We start from the raw sequence: 24199 nt of genomic DNA, 5'->3' as shown, positions 1-24199 counted from the left end.
GAAGAACATGCGCGAACGTCTAAAATTGGGATGGGACATGACCGTCAGGCATAAATATGTAGTGGTTCTCCTGTTCCTGTATCGCTTGCTGTGGGGTTTTTTCCTGTACCGGCTCGTCGACTCGATCGTAACGCCGGTGCTGGCGCGCTATCCGGACGAACATCCGAACTCCGACGCCGCCCATCTGTTCCTGATCGAAGCCCAGTTCCGCTTGATGAAAACGGATCTTGTCGACGACACGCTCTGGCTGCTGGGCGGAATGCTGCTGCTGCGGATGGTGCTCACTCCGCTGATCAACGCCGGCCTGTTCTATTCCTTCCGCTACTCCGCCGAGGAGGAGGGGACCCGGGTTTGGTCGGGAATACGCAGCGCCTGGAAGCCGGTCACCCTGCTGTACTGGATAGAGAACGCGTTGATTCTGCTCCCCGCCGCATGGCTGGTGCCGATGGCCAGGAACCGCTTCTTCTCCGGGCTTTCCCTGCCTCATTGGCTGATCGATCTGCTGCCGTATGCGGCGTCATGGCTGCTGTACGGGTTGGCCGTTCACCTCGCCTGCCAATTCATGCAGTTCGGCGCGGCGGCTCGGGAAGGCATTCTAAGCAGTCTGGGAGCAGCGTTTCGCCAAGCCCTCCCCCTGCTGGGAATCACTTTGGTTTTGCTCGGCATCGGTCTGGCAGTGTCGGCCGCCGCCTGGGCCGTCTCTCTGCTCTGGTCGGGTTTTCTCGCCGTGACGCTGCATCAAGCTTTTCACTTCGTGCGCTCCCTGTTGAAGCTGTGGACCTCCGCATCCCAGCATCAAGTATGGCGCGACGCGAAATCGTAAGCTTATCACGTCCCAACAATCGACAATATTTCTCCCCGGGACATTCCCCGGTTGCGCCGTCCTTCGGCCGCAACCGGGGTTTGGCGTTATAATCGGCGGGATAAATCCGGGACGAAAGGAGGGGGTGCGAGCCAAATGACGCTCCGTAGATTAAGGAATTCTAATATAGAAGATGCAGGAAATTCGTCACAATACCCGAATATATAAAGCTAAAGAAATCATAAAATGCCGAGTCTCCGTGAATCGGGGAACGGGGGAACCATCTTTTCGGGTGAGTTGGCTTTTGTACGCGAAGAAGCCATAGGGAACCTTCTACCGAACCCTTAAGCTAACCTCGTAGGCATTGGAAGGAGTCACCGGTTTTGCGCAAAGTTTCAGTCTTCTTGTTTGGCCTTGCTCTGCTCTTGGCATTCCAGGTCGGAAGCGTATTCGCCGATTCGAAGCTCGACAAGACGATCGAGCCGTTGATCGGATCGAGCTACAAGTACGGCGGAACGACACCGAAGGGATTCGATTGCTCCGGCTTCACCGGATACGTGTTCGAGCAGCTCGGCATCGATCTGCCTCGCTCTTCGCGGGACCTGTACAGCTGGGATAAGAGCAAGAAGATTTCCGACGATGACCTGCGTCCGGGCGATCTCGTATTCTATAATACGAGCGGCAACGGCGTCTCCCATGTCGGAATCTACATCGGCAACAACAAGTTCGCTCACGCCGCTTCCAAGGGCGTGACGATCACCTCGCTCGATGACAAATACTACGCCAAGCGTTATCTTGGGGCTCGCCGCTTTCTGGACGACGAGACCTACGAGAAGATCGCAACGGAGATCGAAGCCGAGGAGACCGCTAAGCAATAATCCTAAAGATGACAAAGGCCCGCCTATGGCGGGCCTTTGTTTAAGGGTTTCCTGTTTAACATAATGGAGCTTTTGTTCGCCTGGTGTGTTGAAATTTATAGTTTAAAGACCTTGTGATTTAACAGGTATTCGAGTGCCATTTATAATGATTGCTTTAACTTTGGTAACCTCTAAAGGTGCTTTCGTATCCCAACTTGAATTGAAGGTATGTTTATCAGGGTTTTGGCTTCCTCCACCACCTTCCAATGGGATAATACCGTCTGCTGTTTCAATTTCAAGCCGCATATCGCTGACCATGCAATTCTCGCCTTTATAGGTACCGATTACTTGTAATCCCAAAGGACTGAGGGTTATATATTCAAAAAGATGACCTTCCACTGAAATATCATTTTTCCATGTACGTAAATTGGAAGCTGTATCACTTAAATTTGCTGCCACCTTCCAGTTGCCTTCAACCCCGGAATAAACGGAACCCGTATAATAAAGAGTGTATTTTCTAAGATTATCTCGGTTTACAGGAAATACAAACTCTTCATATTTATACACAACGTCACCATAGTCGTTATTTTCAAGATCAAGAAGGTTATTTTTCTTATCGCTGAGAAATACCAAACTATAATCACTGGTGATTAAATTACCGTCGGGACCCTTTAGAGAAAGCATGGCATCAGTAGAACCAAACTCTTTTTTAAAAATTTTGCCTATCTGCACATGCAATTTTCCATTTATAATCCCGATATTTGAAACCCATTGGTCTTTTTCACCATGGGGCATGGAAGCATACTCCCCTGGCAGAAGCGCCTCTGTTAATGAACTGAGGTCGCTTGGCACATTACTGCCTCCCCAAATCTGTGCTTTTTCAATAGGAGCCGTTTCTACCTCTTCGATTCCTGCAAGGGATACGGAAATGGGTTCGTCTATATAGGCTTTTCCGTCAAAATAAATAAGGAAGCTGCCAAGCTCTAACGGATCTGCTAATGGTGTGTCTGGATCAGCCGTTATATTAAACTCATAATAAATGGTATTCGTATCTTTATTAAAATAAAGCATTTTTTGTTTCCATGACAGGCTGGCTGATAAAACTTCGTCTCCGCCTTTGGCTCCCTCTTTTGTTTGCGAACGCATTTTTACATGGAATCCGTCTCTAAAATCAGTCTGTTCCGTCAATCGGTTTTGGCCTGTTCTATCCTGAAGAGAGAGGTAAATAATCGCCTTATTTTCATATTTCTGCGCACCGATAACCTCCATGCGAATTCCTTTGTCCTCGCTATAGACCCCAACTGGTTCAACTATTTTTCCAAAATCAGGATTAAATCTTTCTATGAACCAATCCAAATTCCCTAAAGATGCAGCAGTTGCACTAGCAACTAATACGAACGACATCGCGATAGCTGCAATGGTTGATCTTGTCCACCGTTTGCGATGTCTAGAAGGCATACCGCCACGATCCTCATGCAATCGGCTTTTAACCCGATCGGCAAGTTTACTTGAATCGACTGTAATTTTGGATAACATTTCATGTATATGCTGTTCGTCCGTATCAAATTTGCTCATAGTTAGACTCCTTTCTACCATATTCAATATTAAAATATTTAACGATTTTATCTTTGGCCCGTTGATATTGTTTGCGTAATGCGCCTGGAGAACTTCCTGTAAGCTGAGATAGCTCCTCGTAACTCTGCCCATCCATAATCCGCCCATATAACAAGGCACGTTCCATAGGTTTAAGCTTCTGTAACGCACGAAGCATCTCATCACTCAAGCCTTTATCTATCTCCGGTAAAACGACTTCACTGCGAATATCATGAAAATATAGGATTTTACGCTTTTTTAGTAGATTTAAACAGCGATGATAGGCCATTTTATACAACCATGCGGATAGGTTATTGCCATCAAAAATATTCCGATTTTGATAGGCTGAAAGAAAGACTTCTTGTACAATATTTTCTGCTTCATGATAGTCGCATAGAATCGCCGTTGCATAGCGAAGAAGTTTTTCACCATAGAGCTTGATAATCTCTTCCAGTTCATCTTCTCCGCCATTAACAAACCTTTTTCCAATGTCTATTTCCTCCATAGGCTCACCTCCTATTATTTATCCGTCGAGTGTACCCTTATAACAGCTCAAAGAGCTGTTTTGTGACAACATTTTTATGCAAGCTCGATTTTCACCGCCAAGATATAGCCAGCCCATGTCAGGCACACAAAAAAATAGCCCCCCCTCGATGGCAAGGGGATTAGCTATTAAGCTTGAATGTCGATTTTTTAACATATGGAGGGGAACTACGAGACCTTCTGCTTATTTTTTCCTGTTCAGATTTGATATTTCGACCTTCCTACGTTCCTGCGCGAAGCTCCGATTTCCTCTCGCTACCGAATCTCCAGCTGCTTGAGGATTTCTACGTTCTTGAGGTAGCAATCTACATAGAACTCCTGATGTTCCTCCGTTTTGTCCCCATTCGGCATCAGCGTCAACGAGGGAGGAATGGAGATTTCGCCGATATCGCCGATCGACTTGGCGGCCAGAACCGCCGCGCCGCGCGAGCTTCCTTCCCAATTGCGGCAAATATGCAGCGGCCAATTGAGAATATCCGCCTTCATTTGCATCCAATAGGGATATTTGGTCGATTCTCCGGCAACCATGAGCCGTTTGATCGGGATATGCAGATTCCGCAGCTCGTCCATGCTGTAACGGAACAGGCAGCTCAGGCCCCGGATGATGGAAGCGGCCATCTGCTCCGGGTTGCTGTTCGTCAGCTGTCCGCCAAACCAGGACATCTGGGCGGAGGTTTCGTTCTGCCTGTCTCCGTGCCACACCGGGTAAAAGCCTAAATTTTTGGTCGTTCCGTTCGCCTTGGACAGCACGGTAAGCAGCTTTTGGTAATTCCATCCCGTAACCGACAGAAACCATTCCACGATGCCGCCCGTCCTTCCGACGTCCAGCAGCGCATAGTGGTGATCGGGAACGACATGGCAGCCCACCGTAAATTTGGGCGTTTGCTCGAACTGGTTCATATTTTGGTTAGGAAGCGTAATAATCAACGCTTCCATCATGTCGCAGACGTTCGTGACGTCCCCTTCCAACACGCCGCCGATACCGAACGCGCCGACGATCGGATGATGACCGGCAATCGTAACGGGCGTCCCTTCGGGAATTTTGGTATAGGCGCTGGCCGTCTTGTGAACATAACCATGCACCTTCCCGGCCTGCACGTTTTCCTGAAAGAGCTCCCGCTTGAGATCAAACGTCCTGATCAGCTCTTCGTCCCAGGTCCGCGTATTGATGTTGAACAGCAGGGAGCGGCTGGCCAGCGAATGCTCCGCTTTTTTCTCGCCCGTCAGACAATATACGATATACTCCGCGATATGCAGCCACGTCCTGCCTTTTTGCCACGCCTCCGCCATATGGTCCTTCATCCACAAAAACTTGAGCAGCGAATGAATCGCTTCCGGACTCAGTCCCGTTCTCCGGTAAAACTCCATCGCCGGCACCTGCTGCTTCACGTCATTCAGATAGGGGTGCGGGCGGGGATCGTACCACGCCATCACGGGCCCGAGCGTTTGCCCGTCCTCGTCGATCAGCACGCCAGCCTCGGCCACGCTGCTGACGCCGATCGCTTTGATTTTGCATCCCTGAACGCGCTCCATGCAGGAGAGCAGCGTTTCGACGGTTCTTTCTCTCAGCTCGTCCGGAAGATGATAGATCCCCCCGTTCTTCGTCATGTGAACGGGCGTCGGCGTGCTGGACACCGCCTTCATCGCTCCGAATCGATCGTAAGCTCCGACTTTAATATGCGTAGAACTGATGTCCAGGCCGATATACAGCGATTCCTTCTTTTTCACGACGTCCTCCGTTCCCGGATCTTCCCGAGGGCGATCTCGTCCCTTAATATGGACTTAACCTTTGACCGCTCCGCTCGTCAAGCCCTGCACGATATATTTCCCCATAAAGAAAATAACCGGAAGTGTCGGCAGCGACAGAATCAAGCCGGCGGACGCGATTCCGCCCCAGTTATAGCTCGATTCCGTCAAAAAATTCATGACGGCGACTGGGCCGGTCGAGGCGTTCGTCCGCGTTAAAATCAGCGCAAAGAAGAAGTCGTTCCATGCGATGATAAAAGCAAGAATGCCCGCGGCCACCAGCCCCGGCGTCGACAGCGGCAGGGCAACCTTCAGAAAGGAGCGCCACACGTTGCAGCCGTCTATCCAGGCGGCCTCCAGAATCTCATTGGGAAGCTGGGCAAAAAACATCCACATCAGCCATACCACCAGCGGCACCGTGAAGGTTACGTAGGCGATCACCAATCCCGGCAGCGTATCGATCATTCCCATGCGAATATACGCCAGGAACAACGGGATCGCGAATCCGACAGGCGGCGCCATCCTCAGCAATTGAATAAGCCATTTATAGACGAACTTCCGTTTTAGCCCCCACTTGGCCAGCGAGAATGCGGCAGGCGTTCCGATGACCATGGAGATAGCCGTAGCGGAAACGGCGGCAAGCACGCTGTTGAGAACGGCCTGCAGAAAGCCCGACTGCATCGTCGTCACGAACGTATCCGTCGAGAACGAAGAAAGCGATTTCCAAAAAGGCTCGAACATGGCGTCGGGCGTGCGAAAGGCCAGAAACACCATCCATATTAACGGAAACAGGCAAAACATCACCAATAAGACGAGAACAACCGTCCGTAAAATCGTGCTGTTGCGTTTGCCGGATGCTATCGAACGTTGCACGCGATCAGGCCTCCTCTGCGTTTCTGTCCAGATAAATCGTTACAAAGCTGATCACGACGGTAAACAGAAAGAGGAACAAGGCAAGCGCGCTCGCATATCCGATCTTGGAATATTGAAAGCCTTGGACAAACGCGTAAAAATTCGTCACCTCGGTACTGACTCCCGGTCCTCCGCCCGTCATCACGTAAATAAGCGGAAACGACTTCAAGCTTTCGATGAGTCTGATCAGCCCTACCAGAATTAACGCCGGCTTCAATGCGGGCAGCGTAATATGAAGCAGCGCCCGCCATTTGGTCGCCCCGTCTACTTCCGCCGCTTCATAAAGATCATGAGGAATACTTTGCAGGCTGGCAAGCAGAATCAAAATGACAAAAGGCATGTTATTCCAAGTATCTGCGATCACGATCGAGAAGATGCTCAGCGCGGGGCTGGACAGCCAGCCGGGTCCGGGCAGGCCGATCGCCTCCAAAACGCTGTTGATCGGGCTGACCGTAGGCGTAAAGAGGGTTAGCCAGATTAGGGCGACGACGACGGCCGGAATCATGAACGGAGCCATCACGATTCCCCGCGCCCATTTGAATTTCCCCGAGGCGCCGTTCAGAGCAATGGCAGCCGTCAAACCCAGCAGCAATTGCGCAATCAAAATGAAGAAGCTCAGAATCAGCTGCACCTTCATGCTGTTCAGAAATCTCGCGTCCTTGAACATGCTGACATAATTGTCCAGTCCGTTGAACTTTGGCGGAATGGTGGAGGCCAAATCCCAGTTCACGAAAGAGATGCCGACCATTCCGAGCAGCGGTACGACGGAAGTGATCAGGATGCAAAGAACGGCCGGCACCAGCATCAGAAAATAGGTGACCGATTTCCCCGCCGCTTTCTTCGGCATGGCGCCGTTGTCCAACGGGGAAATGGATTCTGTTTTAGACATGCGTTAACTCCCCTGATTGTTATTGATCATATCCGGCGTTTTTCAGCACCTCTGCCACTTGTTTGTTCGCTTCCTTCAATACGACTTCGGCCGAAGCCGCTCCCGTCGCCGCAGCATTAACCTGGGCGGCGATGATATCGCCGATTTGCGGCCATTCGGGAATCAGCGGCCGGTAATCGGAACGCGCCAGATTCAGCGACTCGCTTCTGAGCTTCATAAAGTTCCCGCCGTCCAGATCGTATTTTTGCACGATCTCCGGATCCTCCGCGACCGAATTGCGGGTGAAATCCATCCAATAATCGTTCATGGCCACCTTCTTTTGAACTTCGGCGCTCGTGGCCCACTTAATGAATTCGAACGCGGCTTCCTTTTTATCCGAGGATTTCGGAATGGCCAGTCCGTGAACGGCAATCATCGGCGATCTGCCGCCCGGGCCTTGCGGAACCAACGCGACCTTGGTCTGTTCCGCGTATTTGCTCGTTTCCCGGTCGAAAAGCTGCGAAATAATGGAGGTTCCGTCTACGGTCATGGCGGCTTTGCCCTGCTGATAAGCGGAGATGACCTCGGCAAAGCTGAAATTGCTCGCTCCCTGCGGCGAATAGTTCTGCACCAGATCCGAGTAGAATCGAAGCGCTTCTACGTTCTCGGGGCGATCCAGAATCGGCGTCATATCGTCCGGATAATTTTTGAAATACGATCCGCCGAAGCCCCACATCATGGACGGGAAGATGAACATGTTAAGTCCTTGGCCGCGTTTTCCTCTCAAGGCAACCGCAGCGGTCTCGTTCGTATGAATCGCTTTCGCCGCATCCATAAACTCCGTCCAGGTGTCGGGAGGCGTCGCGATGCCTTTGCTCTCCAGAATGTCCTGGCGGTACGCCATCAGTCCGGTTTCCGCGAAGGAAGGCAGCGCCCATATTTGTCCGTTTAACGAGAGGCTTTCAACCGGAGCGGTCGCGAAGTCGTCCATTTCGACATCCGTGTTCGCCTGGATATATTCGTCCAGCGGCACCACCCAGCCGGCCTTCACCCAGCTCTGCATCATGATGAAAGACATGTAGGCGACGTCCAGAGCGCCGGTATTGCCGATAAAGTCCAGCTGCATCCGCTTTTCGGCAACGTCCTGGCCCAGCAAGGTAATGTTGGCTTTAATGCCCGTTTTCTCTTCGAACTCGTGGGACAGGGCGCTAATGCCTTGGTTCGTCAAATTGTCAAACAACACAATGTTCAGCTCGGTTGCGGAAGCTCCCTCTTGAGTCGCTCCTTCGCTGCCGCCTCCGGAATTGCCTCCGCATGCCGTCAACCCGATGGCCAGAACCGCGCCAAGCATTCCAGAAACCGCTTTTTTCCATCTCCGTTCGCGCATTTGAACTTCCCCCTTGGTTAATTGTTCCCTCTTTTTTTCTTCTAAACGTACCCCGCAGCCGTCTTGAGATCGCTGCGGATTCTCCAGGCCAAAATCTCTTGGATCAGCATCTCCTTGACGGCGGAGCAGGCCGGCTCCCGCCACAGATTGTTCCGCTCGCCGGGGTCGTTGGCCAGATCGAACAATTGGCCTTCGGCATCGTCGACGAAATGAACGAGCTTCCACTTTTTGCTGCGAATCATCGTCATGAATTCTGTGCCTTGCAGAATGGCGTCCCGGCTATGCTCGGCGAAGACGTAATCCCTGCCGACGAATTCTTCCCCCAGCAAGGCGGGCCGCAGTGAATGCGCCTCCATCTTGTCCGGAACGGAAATTCCGGCAAGGTCGAGAACCGTCGCCCCCAAGTCCATCAGTTGGACGAGGGCATCCACTTTCCGATTCTGAAGCACGCGACCGGGCCCCCACACAACGGCCGGCACCCTCGTCACGGCATCGTACATGTTCCATTTCTGGCTATGCCCGTGATCCCCCAGGCTTTCCCCATGATCGGAGGTAAACACGATCACCGCATTGTCGAGATATCCGGTCCGTTCCAGCGCTCCGATGATCTCTCCGATCTGCTCGTCGATCATGGTGACGTTGGCGAAGTACGCCGCGCGTTGACGGCGCTGCTGCTCGGGGGTCGCCCGATCGAGATGGACCACGGCGTCGTGGTCGACCTCCATATGCTGACGACGCAGTTCCCGAAGGGCGTTCGGCTGGGATTCCAGTTCCTCCCCCGTTACTTCGGGAAGCGGAAATTCCTTGTCCATATAAGGCTCCGTATAACGGGGCAAAGAGTCGAACGGCGGATGCGGTCCCGGGAAACCGATCTGCAGGAAAACGGGCTTCTCCACTTTCTTGCGCTCGGTAATCCACCATTTGGCGACATCGCCCACGAACACGTCGGGATGCATGTCCTCCGGAAGCTCCCACTCGAATACGCCCAAGCTGTCCCGGTAATCCTCCCTCGACCGGTAGGTCTCCCGCCCCGGCTTCCGCAACCCGCGAGCCTTGAGCGCCTTGTCCCACTCGTCGAAGAAGAAGGGCAGGTCCGGATGCTGCCGGTCCTTGTTCTCCACCACATACCTCTCATGGAAGCCCATCGGAGCCGTATAGGGCGAAGTATGCATTTTCCCGATATTCACACAGTGATAGCCCGCGTCGGCCAACAGCTCCACCCATGAGCGGGACCAAGGGTCGTCGTTCTTGTATACTCCGTTCGAATGCGGATACATGCCGGTAAACAGGCTGGCCCGGGAAGGGGCGCAGGAGGGCGCGGTAATGAACGCGTTGGAGAAACTCACGCCCTCCCGCACCAGCTTGTCAAGATTGGGCGTATCCATATAAGGATAGCCAAGCTCCCGAATTGTATCGTAACGCTGCTGGTCAGTCATGATGAAGATGATGTTGGGTTGGCAAGACAAGTTTACTCCTCCTGACCGATAATCACTTGAACTTTAAGCATATCCGCCGCCTTGGGCTTCGACAGCATGTCCGGCAATTGCTCCAGCGCGATCGTGCCCGAGAGGAGCGGCTTAACATCGATGCGGCCTTCCTGCACCCAACGCAGCGCGGGAATGAACGTTTGATTGATCGCCATGGACCCGATCAGGCTCCAGTCCTTCTGGTACAAATCGAACGGGTTAACCGCGATCGTCGCGTTCTTCGGCGTGACGCCGAACTGCAAGAAGCGCGCGGTCGGTCCCATATGACGAAACTGCCGCTCGATAACGCTGGGTATTCCCGTAACATCGATGACGACGTCGAAGCCTTGCGGGTAGTCCCGGGAAAGAACGTCCTGCGCCTCCTCCGCGAGCACCCCCCGGGTGGCGCCCAGCCGAAGCGACAGCTCGAGCTTATCCTTGGATACGTCGACGACGACCAGCTCGGAAGCGCCCGACCGGGCGATTGCCTGCACGAGCTGCAGCCCCATGGCTCCCGCGCCAAACAGAACGACTCGCTCCCCCATGCGGATTTGCAGCCTGTTCATGCCGTGCACGACGCAGGCAACCGGCTCGACGAAAGCGCCTTCAGCAAAGGTCATGGCCATCTTCATTTTCACGACGTTTCTAGCCGGCACCTTGACATACTCCGCCATCGCGCCGTCGACGGTATTTCCGAGAGCTCCCCAGTTGCTGCATTGGTTGGTTCGATGGGTGAGACAGTACTCGCATTCCCCGCAATACAACGTCGGGTCCGCGGTTACGCGATCTCCGATCTTGAATGAGCTCACGCCCTCTCCCACCTGCTCGACAACGCCGGAAAACTCGTGTCCCGGAATAATCGGGTACGGAGACAAAAACGTTCCTTCATAAATATGGTAGTCCGTTCCGCAAATTCCGCAGTTTCGGACTTGAATCGTCACCTCCCCCGGTCCGGGGACGGGATAATCGACCGTTCGGATCGCCGCCCGATGCGGCGCCTCGATTACAAACGCTTTCATTTTTCTGACTGACACTTGGTTGTCCCCCTTGATTCCGCATTCGACTACAACGGCAGACAGGCCTGTCTGTGATCTCCATCACATCCGGATGAGATGACTACATTCTATAACCGTGATATTCTATTGTAAAATATATAAATTCAATTTTTTCATAAGTTAAACTTATGTTCGGAAGCGGGAGGTTATCGAATGAACCTGCACCACCTTTACGTATTTTGCGTCGTAGCCGAACTGAAAAGCTTTGCCGGGGCGGCCAAAGAAATTAACATCAGCCAACCTGCCATCTCGCAGCATATTAATAAATTGGAAGCAACGATGGGAAAAAAGCTCATAGAGCGCAAGGGAAAAGTCTTCCGTCTGACCTATTACGGTGAGACGCTGTACGATTACGGCCAGCGGATCTTTCATATGGTCGAGGAGGCCGAGCACGCGCTAATGCGCGTCGGCAGGCATCAGGAGAAGCTGTTCATCGGCGTATCGAACATTACCGGCACCTATTTCCTGCCGGATATGATCGCCAACTTTATCGAATACAACCCTCATGTTTCCTTTAATCCGGTATTTGAAGACAGCAACATCGAATTAATAGAGAAACTTATCAAAAATCAGTTAGACATTATTATTACTTATGAAAGCATGGTGCTGCGCGACGAGATTCAAGTCCTTCCCATCGTGCAGGATGAAATCGTGCTCGTCTTGCCCGGCAATCACCCTTGGGCCTCTAACCGGCTGCTTTCCTTCGAGGAAGTCGTCACGCTGCCGTTTATTTTCCATTCGCCGGACACCTTCATCCAGCCGATTATGGAAAATATTTTGACCGGGGCCAGCATCAATGTCATCTTGCAGCTCGGCAATCTCGAAGCCGTCAAAGCGGCGGTCGTCCGCGGGCTCGGCATCTCCATGCTTCCTTACTCGTCCATTCGTTTCGAGGTGGAGGCCGGGCTGCTGGCCGTCGCCAATTGCCCGGTTTTTCGGGTGCCGCGCAATCTGGTGCTTATGCGCAAAAGGAACGCCGTTGCGACCGGCGTGCTGACGGCGTTTAACGACTTCCTGCTGAGTCACGAGTGGACGGGCAAATAAACGGGTTGCAGCCTTGTCGGCCCTTTCGCCTCCTACGGGAGCCGGAAGGGCTTTATTTGTGATTCAGAAAGGATCAAATTCGCTATCCTTTTCTGAATCCGCTCCGACAAAAACGCGATTCTGCGTCCAGAGGACGCCGAAGGCGTTTTGGCATGTGGTTTACTTTTTTTCCGACAAAATAGAAGGCTTTTCCTTAGGCTCTGTCGAAAAAAGTATAACCGAAATAAGCGACAGGGAGAGAGAATGCTTTGTTTCCTCGTAAATTCGCAGTCAGCGCAGCCGTAGTCGTCCTGCTTCTATTCGTTTCTTTCGCTTCCGCATACGGAGAGGACCGGTCGGCCGGGTCCGCGGCCGATGCCGACAGCGCCGGCGAGAAGGCCGTTGTCGCCAATCCGGACGCTTCGGGAAGCGTCGTGAAAATCGTCGACGTGACGAATCTGAGGAGCGGGCCCGGCCTGGATCACCAGATCGTGGGCAAAGCCGTGCCCGGCGTCACGCTCCCGATCGTCGACGAAGAAGGAGACTGGTATGTCGTCGCTCTTCCAAGCGGAGAGCAGGCGTATGTCGCCAATTGGGTTGTGGAGACCGCAACGCCCGTTCGCTACGCGGTGTTCTTGGAAAATACCAATCTGCGAGCCGGGCCCGGGCTCGAATACGAGATTGTGGGCAAGGCGGCTCCGGGAGAGAGATGGCCGATCGAATCCGTCGAAGGGGATTGGTACTTGGTGGCGCTTCCGGACGGGGAGCGGGCCTATGTCGCCAGCTGGGTCGTCGACACGGAGCTCGACGACGGAAAAATGCCCGCCGTCTACATCTATCACACTCATAACCGGGAGTCGTGGAAGGATGTCGCCCGCCATAAGAGCGGTTCGTCCGTGGACGATCCCGAAGTCAACATTACGCTGGTCGGCCAGCATCTGGGAGAGCGGCTGCAGCAAGCCGGAATTCAGACGCTGGTCGAGACCGTAGATTTTGCCGAGAGGCTGAAGATTCAGAAGCTCGGATTTTCCCAGTCTTATGAGGAATCCCGGAAAGCCGTCACCCAAGCGATGAACGCTTATCCGACCTTGGCCTACTTCTTCGACATTCATCGCGACGCGGACGTCCCGCGCAAGCAGACGACGGTCACGATAAAAGGCAAAAGCTACGCGCGAATATTGTTCGTGATCGGAACCGCCCATCCCGACTCGGCGGCCAACAAGAAGCTGGCCGAAGAGCTGAACAAGCGCCTGAACAAGAAGTATCCCGGGCTGTCGCGCGGCATTATCTCCAAAAGCGCCCACCAAGGGAACGGAGAGTACAATCAATCCCTCTCTCCGGGAAGTCTGCTGCTGGAGGTCGGAGGCGCGAACAACACGCTGGAAGAAAGCCGGCGAGCCGCAGAGGCGTTCGCGGACGTCTTCTCGGAATACTACCAAGCGACAAAAAAGAAGTAGAAGCGCACAAGGAAGCGCCGCTCCCCGGCACAAGGCCGGGAAACGGCGCTTTCCTCTGTCCTGTCGGTCAATCGCCGTGCGCGCTCCGGTGCACGCCGATCATCGTCAGCGTCGGGCTCCAGCGAGACTCCTCGATCGTCAGGCGCAAGCGGCTGGCGGATGTCTCGGCGAACTGGCAGATTTTCTTGTAGCCGACGACCGTGCCTTCGTACAGCGGGCGCCATCGTCCGTCTCCGGACGACGCCTCGAGCCGGAAGCGCTCGATTCGCTGACCTTCGCGAATGTTCTCCGCCAGCACGAAGCGGTCGAACGCGAGCTCGCTCCCGAGGTCGATGACGAATTCGGCTTGTTCGACGCCTTTCGGGGCCTGCCAGAACGTCGATCGATCTCCGTCGGTCAAGCGCCCGGCCCCGTGCTCAGCGTCCTTCCCTTCCGTTCCGATAACGGAGGCTCCGGCAGCCAAGTCGGCGCCGTACGTCCGTCTGATCCGTTCGCCCAGCTCCTTCATCCTGGCGACGTCGTTCTCGTGAATGAGGCCTCTCTTGTCCGGAGGAAGGTTCAACAGGAACGTCGAATTGCCCCCGACGGTCCGTTCGTACAGCTCCGTCAGCTCGTCCGCGGTCTTTACCCGATCGTCCTCGGCCGCGTGATAGAACCAGCCCGGCCGGATCGACGTGTTCGTCTCCGCCGGATACCAGATCGCTTCGTCCGCCGCCGCAAGCACGGCGCGGCTGCCCAGATCCTCTTCCGACGAGCCGACGCGCTTCGCGAACTCCCCGTCGTCGACCTGCTGCGAATTCGCTTGAATCTTCTCGTTATCCCTCATCGTGGCGGGAACGACGCTCCATTCCGACGAGCGCGTATGGCCGGCTTCGTTGCCGCACCAGCGCACGTCCGGACCGCAGACGGAGATGACGGCGTTCGGCTGCAGCTCGCGAATGATGCCGTAATAGGCGTCCCAATCGTACGACTGCCGCTTGCCGTTCGGTCCTTCGCCGCACGCTCCGTCGAACCAGACGCAGAACAGCTCTCCGTACCCGGTAAGCAATTCCCGAAGCTGATTGACGAAGAAGGCGTTGTACGCGGCAGAATCCCCGTAGCTCGGCTCGTGGCGGTCCCAAGGGGAGACGTAGATGCCGAACTTCAAGCCGGCCTTGCGGCAGGCGTCCGACACCTCGCGCACGAGATCACCCCCGCCGTTGCGCCAAGGGCTGTTCTTGACCGAATGCTCCGTATAGGCGCTTGGCCACAGGCAGAATCCGTCGTGATGCTTGCAGGTTAGAATCAGCCCCTTCATGCCTGCGGCGAGGCAAGCCTCGACCCACTGCCCGGCGTCCAGCCCGGTCGGCTGAAACACGGAAGGACTCTCGTCCCCGAGTCCCCACTCCCGATCGGTGAACGTGTTGACCGTAAAATGAATAAATGCGTAAAACTCCAGCTCCTGCCACGCCAGCTGGCGAGGCGAAGGCGCGATCGTTGCGGCTTCCCGTACCGTTACTCCCATTCCGTCGTCCCTCCGTTCTCTGTTGCGCCGCTCGATTGTCCTTCCTTTCTCCGTTCCGAGTTCACGGCTTCGCCCATGGCCGCCCAACAAGCGGCCGGCTCTTCCGCTTAGCCCAGATCCGCCTTATCTGTCAGACGAACGACCGGCGCCGACGTCCCGTGCAGCTCAAACACGATCAGCTCGTTCTCCCCTTCGCGCAGCAGCGGCGCGGGGACGTACAGCGTTCGCGTCGGCCCGACCTCCCAGTACCGTCCCAGATTAAACCCGTTCAGGAAAGCGACGCCCTTCGTCCAGCCGTCGAAGCGAACGAACGTGTCGGAGCGCTCCTCCACCCGGAACGTGCCGCGGTAGAACGTTGGATGCCCGGTCTCGGACGCCGATCCCGACGCCCGACCGGCTTCGTCCTGCCCCTCGCCTGCCGAATCGAACTCCAGCCCCGCCAGAGAATCCAGCGGCAGCGGACGAATCGTCCAGTCGTACAGAAACTGATTGCCCAGCCGTACGCCTTCCGTAATCCCTTTCGGGTCGCGCATGAGAGGCCCGTAATTGACCCGTCCCATATTTTCCACGAGAATGTCCAGCCGCAGCCCTTCCGCCGGAACCTCCAGCGGCAGCTCGACCGGATTCCACCTCTCCACCGTGCCGACGTGCTTGCCGTCCGCGAATACCAGCGCCCGGTCCCGCACCTCCTGCAAGATCAGGCTCATCCCCGACCGCGGACCGGTGACGCGCGTCGAATACAGAATGAAGCCGTAAGCCTGGCCGACTTTCTCCATCGGCTCGGGCGCCGCCCGGCGCACCGGGGAAGACAGCCGATCCAGCTGACGGAACAGATCGGCCGTCTCCTCCAGCCGCACTTCTCCGTACGCCCGTTTCGGAATCGGCGCGGGCAGCTTCGCCTCCGGCAGCTCCGCGTACCGCTCCAGCACCCGGCGCACCGCCCAGAATTTCTCCGTCGGCTCGCCGGATTCGTCCAGCAGCGTATCGTAGTCGTAGCTGTTGACCGTCGGCTCGTAGCGCTTGATGTGATTCGCTCCGTTATAGAACCCGAAGTTCGTGCCGCCGTGGAACATGTAGAAGTTAACCGAGGCGCCCTCCCGAAGCATCTCCTCCAGCGCCTCGGCGACGTCGGCGGCCGGACGGGACTGATGCTCCTCCATCCAATGATCGAACCAGCCGTTCCAGAATTCCGTGCACATGAGCGGTCCTTCCGGCTGGTATTCCCGCAGCTTGCGGAACGCCTCCGCCGCCCGGGAGCCGAAGTTGACCGTCTCGAGCACGCCGTCGATCATGCCGCCCTGCAGCATATGATCCTCCGGACCGTCGGAAGTAAACAGCAGCACGTCCATGCCGCGTTTCTTCATCCCGTCCCGGATGTACTCCAAATACGCCTTGTCGTTGCCGTAGCTGCCGTACTCGTTCTCGATCTGCATCGCGACGATCGGTCCGCCGTTCGTGCAGAGCAGCGGCTTGAACCGCGGCAGCAGTTCGTCGAAGTAGGCGTCCACCTTGGCCAGGTAGGCCTCGTCGAAGCAGCGAAGCCGAAGGTTGGCGTCCTCGAGCAGCCACGCCGGCAAGCCGCCGAACTCCCACTCCGCGCAGATATACGGGCTCGGCCTCACGATGACGTGAAGGCCCGTCTCTCCGGCCAGCCGGACGAATCGTTCCACGTCCGCCAAGCCTTCGAAGACGAACTGTCCGGGCGTCGGCTCGTGAACGTTCCACGGCACATAAGTTTCCACCGTATTGAAGCCGCATGCCTTCAGCTTCAGCAGACGATCCTCCCAATATTCCGGCACGACGCGGAAATAGTGGATCGCCCCGGACAAAATCCGGATCGGCTTGCCCTCGTATACAAAATCGTTTCCTTGAATGCCGAACGTCGCCACGGGATCGACAGCTCCTCTCCTATGCAAGATCTTCTCCCAATCTTTCTCTGCGCGCCGGGGATTATCCTTTCACCCCGCCGAGCATCATGCCTTCCGTCAGCTTCTTCTGCAGCAGCGCATAGATGACGATCGTAGGCACGAGGACGATAACGAGACCGGCGAACAGCGAGCCCCAATCGGTCGCGTACTGCTGAATCTGCATCAGGTTCGACAGGCCGATCGGAATCGTCTTCTTGGCGTCGTCGGTAATGAACGTCATCGCCAGCACGTATTCGTTCCAGAAGTCGAAGAAGCTGAAGACGATCAGCGTAATAATGCCCGGCCGGGCCATCGGCATAATGACCTTGAACAGCGTGCCGAAGTAGCCGCAGCCGTCGATCATCGCCGCCTCCTCGAAATCGTGAGGGATCGACTTCATAAACCCGGTCAGCAGAAAGACGGAGAACGGCAGGCTGCCCGTCGCGTATACGGCGCTCAGCCAGAAGCGGTTATCCAGCATGCTCAGGTCGTTCATCATGATGAACAGCGGAACAATAATATAGACGCCGCCGATAAACAGGCCGGCCATGTAGAAATTGGTCAGGAAGGAGCGACCGCGGAATCTCATCCTTCCGAGCACGTAGGCCGTCGGGATGGCCGCCAGCAGCAGCACCGCCATCGACATCGCCACGACGATCACCGAGTTCAGCATATAATCGCCGATCTTGGCCGTCGTGAACGCCCGGACGTAGTTGTCCCAGTTCAGGCTCTGCGGCAGGGTCCACGGGCTCTCCATCACCTCGGCGTTCGTTTTCAGCGAGGCGATGACGTTCCAGAGCAGCGGATACACGACAATCAGCGCCTGCACGATTAGAAACAGGCGGACGAGCAGTCTCCCGACAGCTCCGCCGGGCGACTTTCGGCCCGGCTGCAACGATGCGGAATAAGCCGACATGTCAGTGCGACCCCCTCTCGGTCAATTTGTTGCTGATCAGCGCGAGCAGCAGCGAGATGATGAAGATGAATACGCCGATCGCCATCGCGTAGCCGAAGTTGGAATTCGTGAACGCCTGGCTGTACAGATAGGTCATCACGACCTCGGAATGGCGATTGGGCCCGCCGGCGGTCATGACCGACACGATGACGAAGCTGATCGTCAGCACCCCGTTGATGCTGAAGATGATCGTCACGCGAATAATCTCCCACAGCATCGGAATCGTAATGTGAAAAAACTGCTGGACGCGAGTGGCCCCGTCCAACCCGGCCGCTTCGTACAGGTCCGGAGAGATGCCGTCAATGCCCGCCATATACATGACCATGTAGTAGCCCGCCGCCTGCCAGATGAGCGTAACCGCGAGCGCCCACAGCACCGTCCGTTCGTCGCCCAGCCACGCCATCGCCCATTCTCCAAGCCCGAGCAGCTCCAGCCCGGAGTTGACGAAGCCCATAGTCGGATGGTAGATGAACGACCACAGGATCGCGATGACGACGAACGACAGAATGCTCGGAAAGAAGAAAACCGTCCGGTAGAAGCCTCTTTCCTTCAGCTTGGATTGCGTAAGCAGAGAGGCGTTGACCAGCGCGATCAGCAGCGTCAGAACGGGAACGATCAGCATGAGGAAGCCGGTGTTGCGCAGAGAGAGCAGGAAGACGTCGTCCCGGAACATATCGACGAAGTTCTGCAGCCCGATGAACTTCGGCTCGTCGCCTACGCCGGTCCATAAATAAAGCGATTTGTGAAAAATCTGTATCGTCGGATAGACTTTGAACAGGAGAAACAACGCCAGCCCCGGAAGCAAGCAGACCGCGATGAACAATCCCCTTCTTGTTTTCATATTCATGATCTCAACGATCCTTTCCGCCTCTTAAGATGCAGGAAGCCTGCCGGGTTCATCCAAACGCGCGGCAGGCTTCCGGGATGATGAGACTTTATTCTTGCGCTCCGTTTTGCTCCAATTCCTTCTGAATATCGGTGAAAATGTCGTACATCTTGGCGCCATACTCTTCCACGGTCATTTGCTTGTTCATAATCGAAGAGATCGGTTTGAAGATTTCGTCGCTCGGATTGTACTTGCTGCCTTTGGCCACGGATTGGAACGCTCCGTTGACCGTTACGATGCCTTCGTCAACCGCTTTGTACACGTTGTAGGTCGACTCCGAGATAAACTCCTTCGCCATGTCCGGAGCGCCTTTGACGGCGAGCACGCCTTTGGACTTCTCCGCGTTCAGCTTCACGCTCTTGTCGGTATACAGATACTTCAGGAATTCCTTGGCCAGCTCCGGATTTTTCGCTTTTGCCGGAATAACCATCTGCTCCACGTTCGTCATCGCCATCGCCGGCTTATCAGCCGTGAAGGCGGGAGCGCCGAGGAAGCCGAACTGGAAGCCGTCCTCGCGAGGAGCGTCCTTCATCTCGTCCTCGAACCAAGTGCCGTTCGGGATGAACATCGCCTTGCCCTGCATGAAGGCGGTCTGGGATTGGGTATGGTTCAGCGCGATCGTGCCCTTCATCAGAGCGTTGTCCTCGTTCGCGATCCGCTCCATCAGTCCCCATACTTGCTTGAACGTATCGCTCTTCCAGAACTCGGGATCGAGATTGTAGAACTGATCGAGCGCTTCCTGCCCGCCGACGCTGTAGATCGACGGAACGATCATCTCTTCCAGATAGCCCGGGTACAGGCCTTGGTACGTGAAGAGGGCGCGTCCGTTGTCCTTCGCCGTAGCGTTCAGAGCGAACCATTCGTCCCAAGTCTTCGGTACGGGAATGCCTTTCTCGTCGAACAGCGTCTTGTTGTACCACAAGCCCATTACGCCGAAGTTGTAAGGAGCAAGATAGACTTTGCCGTCTCCATACGGAGAACTGGAACGGGACTCCAGCACGCCCGGAAGGATTTTGTCCTTCAGCGGCGCTCCGCCTTCTTCCGAAGGCTCGTTAAAGACGTCGGTCAGGTCGAGCAGCGCTTTATCCTTGATCAGTCCGTTCAGAATCGGCGTATTGTCGCTGCCCGAAATGTACATGAAGTCGGGCGGATTGCCGGCGACGATCTTCGGCCGGACAAGCTCGGCGATTTTCGGGCTGGCCGTAATGTTGATCTTCGTGCCCGGATAGTCCTGCATGAAGTCTTCGGCGATCGTGTCCCAATACTCGCGGCCGTAACCGCCCTGGAACACGGCCACGTTCAGCTCCATGTTCTCGAACTGCTTGCCGCCCTCGGAAGGGCTGGACGCGGATGCGGACGGAGAGGCGGCCGACGGTGACGCTTCGTTCGACCCGCCGTTGTTGCCCGAGCCGCAGCCTGCCAATACGGACATCGCCACGACCGAAGCGGCGACCGTCGTGACCCATTTCTTTGTTTTCATTTCATGACCCCCTTAGCCTGTGTTGGTCTCATTATAAGCGCGCGGGGCGGCCGGCCATATCGACAAAACGCATGAACTTCATGGACGATTTTAATCCCGGCGGGCAACGGGATCGAAGGAAAGCTGGACGATCTTGAGATTCGCCATCTTAAAATCCTACAGGTCGGAAGCCCCTCAGTGCGCCTTCACGTTCTTGGGAGCGATTCCGAAGCGTTTGCGGAACAGACGGTTGAAATAGAACGGATCGGGGATGCCGACCTCCAGCGCCGCCTGCTTGACCAAATATTGGCCGGAGGCCAGCAGCTCGTACGCCTTCGTCATGCGGATTTCGTTCAAATACGTGAGGATGCTCAGACCGGTGTCGGCTTTGAACACCTGACACAGATACGGCTCGGATAAGCCGACCTGGGCCGCGATATCGGCGATCGCGACCCGATGCGGGTAGTGCTCCTCCAAATACCGGATCGCCTGGCGCACCTCTTCGCGCGCGACCGTTCTGGCAGCGCGCGTCCCGGCTGCGTCGGACGCGGCTTCTTCGCCCAGCTCGCGGATCGTCTCCTTGAGCTGGGAGTCGGTTTCCGCCTCCTCCACCTTCTCCAGCCAGGGCTTCTCGTCCCATTCGCGTCCGACGCCGAGCGCTTTCGCGCTGGCCAGACTCCAGACGCCCCCGCTGAGCGCCCGCTTTAACGCGCGAGGATGGACGCGCTGCTCCGCCGCCACGTCGACCAGGTTCAGCGCGCTTTCCGTCCACAGATCGATCGCTCCCGCGACAGGCTTGCGCAAGCTGTCTCTCAATGCAGCTTCCGCCGCCCGGAAGCGGGCGTCCTCCTCGTTGGCCGTCACGCGATTGGACAGGGTGCCCAGCGTCGGCAGCGAATAGAAGAGCAGCCCCTCCGCCTGCCGGCAGCGCGCCATCTCCAGAGCCAGCGACTCCTCGTCCGAAGCGCAGCGCGCGTAGACGACGCTGATCTGTACGCTGTAATACATCGAGGCCAGACTGGCCAGCCTCCGCGCCAATTCCTGCGGATTGACCTCGGCCGTTTCGGCGGAGTAGGCGACGACGAGCAGGAAGCGCAGCGCGTCGGTGCGTATCGCGCGCGACCAGCGGCTCCCGGTAAAGAGGCCGTCGGCCAGCTTGTCCAGCGCGTCCTGGAACGCTCCGGCCCGGCGAAGATTCTGCTCGTCGTTCCGGAGAACGACGACGAAAGCGTACGCCCGCTGGCCCGGCTCCAGCACCCGTTCTCCGCGCCACGGCGACGAGCTCGAGGAAGCGGCGTCCATCTCCCGCAGCAGCTCGGTCAGCCGGTGGGGAGCCCCGGTCCGGGAAGCGGGATCAGACGGCTCTCCGTCGCTCTGCCCTCTTCTGCCGTCCAGCTTGGCGGCCATCTCCTCGAGCGTCTCCATGAAGCTCTCCGTTTTAAGCGTCAGCTTCAGCATATAGTCGTGCGCGCCGCATTTCAGCGCTTCTCGCACAAGCTCGAAGTCGTTGTAATTGCTGAGCACCAGCACCTCGCCGTCGAAGCCCTCCGCCGTCAACCGCTTAATCAGCTCCAGTCCGTCCATTTCCGGCATCTTGATGTCGGTAATGACGATGTCCGCTCCCGTCTCGCGGACAAGCTCCAGCGCGGACGCCCCGCTGGCTGCCGCTCCCGCATATTCGAAGCGGCTTTCCTCCCAGCGGATCAGCGTCTTGACCGCATGGCGGACGATCATCTCGTCGTCGACGATGACCACTTTATACATCGCTGCGTTCCTCCTTCGCCACGATCGGCAGCGTAATGACCGTCTCCGTTCCTTCGTTCGGAGCGCTCCGGGTCTTCAGCCCGTAGGCCGGCCCGAAGTGGATGCGAATGCGCTCGTCGACGTTGCCGATTCCGATGCCCGACAGCTTCGCATGGGAAGAGGATTTGCGGGCGCTGACGTCGTCCATGTCGAAGCCCTTGCCGTCGTCGGAGATCACGAGCTTCAGCAGCTTGCCCTCCTTGATCCCTTCGACCTGGATGCCCACTCTGCGGCCGTCCTCCGTCCCCGCATGCAGGATGGAGTTCTCCACGATCGGCTGCAGAATAAACTTCGGAACCAGGCAGGCGTACAGCTCACCGTCGCTCATCGCGAAGCTCAGCTTAAAGGAATCTCCGTAACGGATACGCTGAATTGTCGCGTAATGGAGCAAATTCGCGATCTCGGCCTCCAGAGGAATCAGCTCCTCCTTGACGAGAATCGTGTTGCGAAGCAGCTCGGACAGCGATTCGATCCCCATCTTCACCGACTCGTTGCCGCTCATCATGGCGCTCCACTTGAGCGAATTCAGCGTATTGAACAGGAAGTGGGGATTGATCTGCGCCTGTAGCATTTTCAGCTCGGCCTCCCGCTTCGCCTGCTGCTCGGATTCGACTTGGAAAATGAGCCGCTTAAGCTGCTCCACCATCCGGTCGATCGTCTCCGTCAGCTTGCCCATCTCGTCGGGATACGATCGCCCGATCTTCGTCTCCAGCTGGCCCATTCGAATCTGGTTGGCGTACTGCAGCAGCGATCTCATCGGGCTGTGAATGCTGAAGTAGATCCACATCGCCAGCGCGCCCGAGAGCAGGAGAGTCGCCAGACAGAAGAGAACGATGTTGCCCCGCATCTCCTTCAGCTCCGACACGAGGAAGGAGTGGGGAACGAGCCCGATCAAATGCCAATCCGCGGCGCGAAGATACGAGCTGACGGCCAGCGTTTTCCGTCCGCCGACGTTCGCGTAGAACGCTTCGTTTTTATTTTCTCCTTTCACGCGGTCGAATACTTCGTTTTTCTCGAACGCCGAGCCGTGCGGGATGTCGGGCGACACGGACGAGACGACCGTGCCCTCCGAGTCCGCAATATAGATCGTGCTGCCCTCGCCCAGATCGACCTGTCCGTAAGTATTGCGAGTCAGCACCTTCTCGTCGATCAGAATCATGACGTAGCCGAGTCTCTCGTTCAGATTGTCTTCGGCGAATACCGCGCGGCTGAGCACGATCCGGTTCGCTCCCCGGTTGGAGCGCATATACGACCAGTAGGCGTTGCCGGGAGATCCGTTCACGGCGTTCGTCAGCTGGTCCAGCTGCAGCTCGGGATACCATTCGAAGCCGAGATCGAAGATCGTCTGCCCGTCGTTCGTTAAGATGACGACGTTCGTCAAATTGCTGAGGCGAAAAATCTGCTGCCCCAGTTCCTCGTTGATCTGCGTCCGCAGCCCGTTCTTCTCGTAGTCGCTCATTAGGTGAAACTTGGGCAGGCCGCCCTGGATGGACTTGTTAATAATAATCGTCTCGCTGAGCGTCTCGTACTGCTCGAGCTCCCGGGTCATGTTCTGGGTCAGCTCGGACAGAATCTGCTGCGAGGACGCGCTGATTTTGTTCGTAATGGACGCCTCGTATTTCATGTTGGAATACAGCGCGACGAAGACGACGGGGAGCAAGGAGGTGATGAGAAAAGCGGCAAGCAGACGATTTTTGAGCGAAATTCGCCTCAGGAGCGGAGAGCCGCTCCCCGAGCCGCCCTCGGATGATCCGTAAGCCAAAACGGTCGCCTCCCCGGGTAGGATGATTAATTACTTAGGTTATCCGATGTTCATCCCCCGTGCAAGGGCTCTCCCGCGAACGCCTTTCCCCCGAGCCGTTATACGGGGCGTCTCCGCCGACTTGCCGCTTTCGGAAAATTAAGGGTAGTATTTTGTCCTCTCCCTCTCTATGATTAAAGAGACAATAGCGTTCAATACATAAGGCAGGCGATCG

The 24199-nt window shown here is 56.1% G+C and carries 19 protein-coding genes and 1 riboswitch; of the genes, 4 read left to right on the top strand and 15 right to left on the bottom strand.

Going from position 1 to position 24199, the window contains the following annotated elements; genetic code table 11:
- Nucleotides 1–7: 7 nt before the first annotated feature.
- A complete protein-coding gene (locus ACFO3S_RS22685) occupies nt 8–823 on the top strand; it encodes a hypothetical protein (protein WP_378100718.1) in 816 nt (271 codons plus the stop codon).
- 216 nt (nt 824–1039) lie between these two features.
- A riboswitch (cyclic di-AMP (ydaO/yuaA leader) is annotated at nt 1040–1181 on the top strand.
- 4 nt (nt 1182–1185) lie between these two features.
- Nucleotides 1186–1680: a C40 family peptidase gene (locus ACFO3S_RS22680; RefSeq protein ID WP_378100717.1), complete on the top strand. Its 495-nt coding sequence runs from the start codon at nt 1186–1188 to the stop codon at nt 1678–1680.
- Between the two features lie 102 nt (nt 1681–1782).
- Here the strand turns inward: ACFO3S_RS22680 and ACFO3S_RS22675 are convergent, their stop codons facing one another.
- The 8 genes from ACFO3S_RS22675 to ACFO3S_RS22640 all read right to left on the bottom strand — a co-directional run bounded on the left by ACFO3S_RS22675 (nt 1783) and on the right by ACFO3S_RS22640 (nt 11208).
- Nucleotides 1783–3234: a hypothetical protein gene (locus ACFO3S_RS22675; protein ID WP_378100715.1), complete on the bottom strand. Its 1452-nt coding sequence runs from the start codon at nt 3232–3234 to the stop codon at nt 1783–1785.
- Nucleotides 3221–3757, bottom strand: a complete 537-nt coding sequence (locus tag ACFO3S_RS22670) for an RNA polymerase sigma factor (RefSeq protein ID WP_378100713.1) — start codon at nt 3755–3757, stop codon at nt 3221–3223. Before ACFO3S_RS22670 ends, ACFO3S_RS22675 begins: the two co-directional genes overlap by 14 nt.
- 293 nt (nt 3758–4050) lie before the next feature.
- Nucleotides 4051–5523, bottom strand: a complete 1473-nt coding sequence (locus ACFO3S_RS22665) for an FGGY-family carbohydrate kinase (RefSeq protein ID WP_378100711.1) — start codon at nt 5521–5523, stop codon at nt 4051–4053.
- A gap of 54 nt (nt 5524–5577) precedes the next feature.
- Nucleotides 5578–6414 (bottom strand): carbohydrate ABC transporter permease, encoded by an 837-nt coding sequence (locus tag ACFO3S_RS22660; RefSeq protein ID WP_378100709.1) that lies wholly within the window; start codon nt 6412–6414, stop codon nt 5578–5580.
- 4 nt (nt 6415–6418) lie between these two features.
- Nucleotides 6419–7342, bottom strand: a complete 924-nt coding sequence (locus ACFO3S_RS22655) for a carbohydrate ABC transporter permease (RefSeq protein WP_378100707.1) — start codon at nt 7340–7342, stop codon at nt 6419–6421.
- A 19-nt stretch (nt 7343–7361) separates the two neighbouring features.
- On the bottom strand, nt 7362–8708 hold the full coding sequence (locus ACFO3S_RS22650) for an ABC transporter substrate-binding protein (protein WP_378100706.1): 1347 nt from the start codon (nt 8706–8708) through the stop codon (nt 7362–7364).
- A 41-nt stretch (nt 8709–8749) separates the two neighbouring features.
- Nucleotides 8750–10174: a sulfatase family protein gene (locus tag ACFO3S_RS22645; RefSeq protein WP_378100704.1), complete on the bottom strand. Its 1425-nt coding sequence runs from the start codon at nt 10172–10174 to the stop codon at nt 8750–8752.
- Nucleotides 10175–10176: 2 nt separating this feature from the next.
- Nucleotides 10177–11208 carry a zinc-dependent alcohol dehydrogenase family protein gene (locus ACFO3S_RS22640; RefSeq protein ID WP_378100702.1) on the bottom strand — a complete coding sequence of 344 codons (1032 nt, stop codon included), beginning with the start codon at nt 11206–11208 and terminating at the stop codon, nt 10177–10179.
- Nucleotides 11209–11382: 174 nt separating this feature from the next.
- Between ACFO3S_RS22640 and ACFO3S_RS22635 the strand changes: the two genes are divergently transcribed.
- Both ACFO3S_RS22635 and spoIIP read left to right on the top strand, forming a co-directional pair.
- Complete coding sequence (locus ACFO3S_RS22635; RefSeq protein WP_378100700.1) at nt 11383–12273, top strand: LysR family transcriptional regulator; 891 nt, start codon at nt 11383–11385, stop codon at nt 12271–12273.
- Between the two features lie 248 nt (nt 12274–12521).
- Nucleotides 12522–13709: a stage II sporulation protein P gene (spoIIP, locus tag ACFO3S_RS22630; RefSeq protein ID WP_378100698.1), complete on the top strand. Its 1188-nt coding sequence runs from the start codon at nt 12522–12524 to the stop codon at nt 13707–13709.
- A gap of 67 nt (nt 13710–13776) precedes the next feature.
- Here spoIIP and ACFO3S_RS22625 read toward each other — a convergent pair whose 3' ends face one another.
- From ACFO3S_RS22625 to ACFO3S_RS22595, 7 genes are all read right to left on the bottom strand, one after another.
- Nucleotides 13777–15213: an alpha-L-fucosidase gene (locus ACFO3S_RS22625; RefSeq protein WP_378100696.1), complete on the bottom strand. Its 1437-nt coding sequence runs from the start codon at nt 15211–15213 to the stop codon at nt 13777–13779.
- Nucleotides 15214–15320: 107 nt separating this feature from the next.
- Entirely contained in the window at nt 15321–17102 is a 1782-nt protein-coding gene (locus ACFO3S_RS22620; protein WP_378100816.1) for a glycoside hydrolase family 35 protein, read from the bottom strand.
- Between the two features lie 61 nt (nt 17103–17163).
- Nucleotides 17164–18036 carry a carbohydrate ABC transporter permease gene (locus ACFO3S_RS22615; protein ID WP_378100694.1) on the bottom strand — a complete coding sequence of 291 codons (873 nt, stop codon included), beginning with the start codon at nt 18034–18036 and terminating at the stop codon, nt 17164–17166.
- A 1-nt stretch (nt 18037) separates the two neighbouring features.
- Nucleotides 18038–18922, bottom strand: coding sequence for a carbohydrate ABC transporter permease (locus tag ACFO3S_RS22610; RefSeq protein ID WP_378100692.1), 885 nt, complete (start codon nt 18920–18922; stop codon nt 18038–18040).
- A gap of 88 nt (nt 18923–19010) precedes the next feature.
- Nucleotides 19011–20441: a carbohydrate ABC transporter substrate-binding protein gene (locus tag ACFO3S_RS22605; protein WP_378100689.1), complete on the bottom strand. Its 1431-nt coding sequence runs from the start codon at nt 20439–20441 to the stop codon at nt 19011–19013.
- A gap of 174 nt (nt 20442–20615) precedes the next feature.
- The gene (locus ACFO3S_RS22600; RefSeq protein ID WP_378100687.1) at nt 20616–22184 is read right to left on the bottom strand and encodes a response regulator transcription factor; all 1569 of its coding nucleotides are present in this window, start codon (nt 22182–22184) and stop codon (nt 20616–20618) included.
- Nucleotides 22177–23985, bottom strand: a complete 1809-nt coding sequence (locus ACFO3S_RS22595; protein ID WP_378100686.1) for a cache domain-containing sensor histidine kinase — start codon at nt 23983–23985, stop codon at nt 22177–22179. Before ACFO3S_RS22595 ends, ACFO3S_RS22600 begins: the two co-directional genes overlap by 8 nt.
- Nucleotides 23986–24199 lie beyond the last annotated feature (214 nt).

Source organism: Cohnella hongkongensis (assembly GCF_042654645.1).
GTDB classification, from domain to species: domain Bacteria; phylum Bacillota; class Bacilli; order Paenibacillales; family Paenibacillaceae; genus Cohnella; species Cohnella hongkongensis.
The sequence above is the reverse complement of the archived record's forward strand: the minus strand, read 5'-3'. Positions and strand labels throughout refer to the sequence as shown.

Bases quoted from the DNA above. Each gene is read 5' to 3' on its own strand.
- ACFO3S_RS22615 (WP_378100694.1), bottom strand. From the start codon at position 18,036: ATGTCGGCTTATTCCGCATCGTTGCAGCCGGGCCGAAAGTCGCCCGGC.
- ACFO3S_RS22675 (WP_378100715.1), bottom strand. From the start codon at position 3,234: ATGAGCAAATTTGATACGGACGAACAGCATATACATGAAATGTTATCC.
- ACFO3S_RS22655 (WP_378100707.1), bottom strand. From the start codon at position 7,342: ATGTCTAAAACAGAATCCATTTCCCCGTTGGACAACGGCGCCATGCCG.
- ACFO3S_RS22670 (WP_378100713.1), bottom strand. From the start codon at position 3,757: ATGGAGGAAATAGACATTGGAAAAAGGTTTGTTAATGGCGGAGAAGAT.
- ACFO3S_RS22635 (WP_378100700.1), top strand. From the start codon at position 11,383: ATGAACCTGCACCACCTTTACGTATTTTGCGTCGTAGCCGAACTGAAA.
- ACFO3S_RS22600 (WP_378100687.1), bottom strand. From the start codon at position 22,184: ATGTATAAAGTGGTCATCGTCGACGACGAGATGATCGTCCGCCATGCG.
- ACFO3S_RS22685 (WP_378100718.1), top strand. From the start codon at position 8: ATGCGCGAACGTCTAAAATTGGGATGGGACATGACCGTCAGGCATAAA.
- ACFO3S_RS22610 (WP_378100692.1), bottom strand. From the start codon at position 18,922: ATGAATATGAAAACAAGAAGGGGATTGTTCATCGCGGTCTGCTTGCTT.
- ACFO3S_RS22605 (WP_378100689.1), bottom strand. From the start codon at position 20,441: ATGAAAACAAAGAAATGGGTCACGACGGTCGCCGCTTCGGTCGTGGCG.
- ACFO3S_RS22625 (WP_378100696.1), bottom strand. From the start codon at position 15,213: ATGGGAGTAACGGTACGGGAAGCCGCAACGATCGCGCCTTCGCCTCGC.
- ACFO3S_RS22650 (WP_378100706.1), bottom strand. From the start codon at position 8,708: ATGCGCGAACGGAGATGGAAAAAAGCGGTTTCTGGAATGCTTGGCGCG.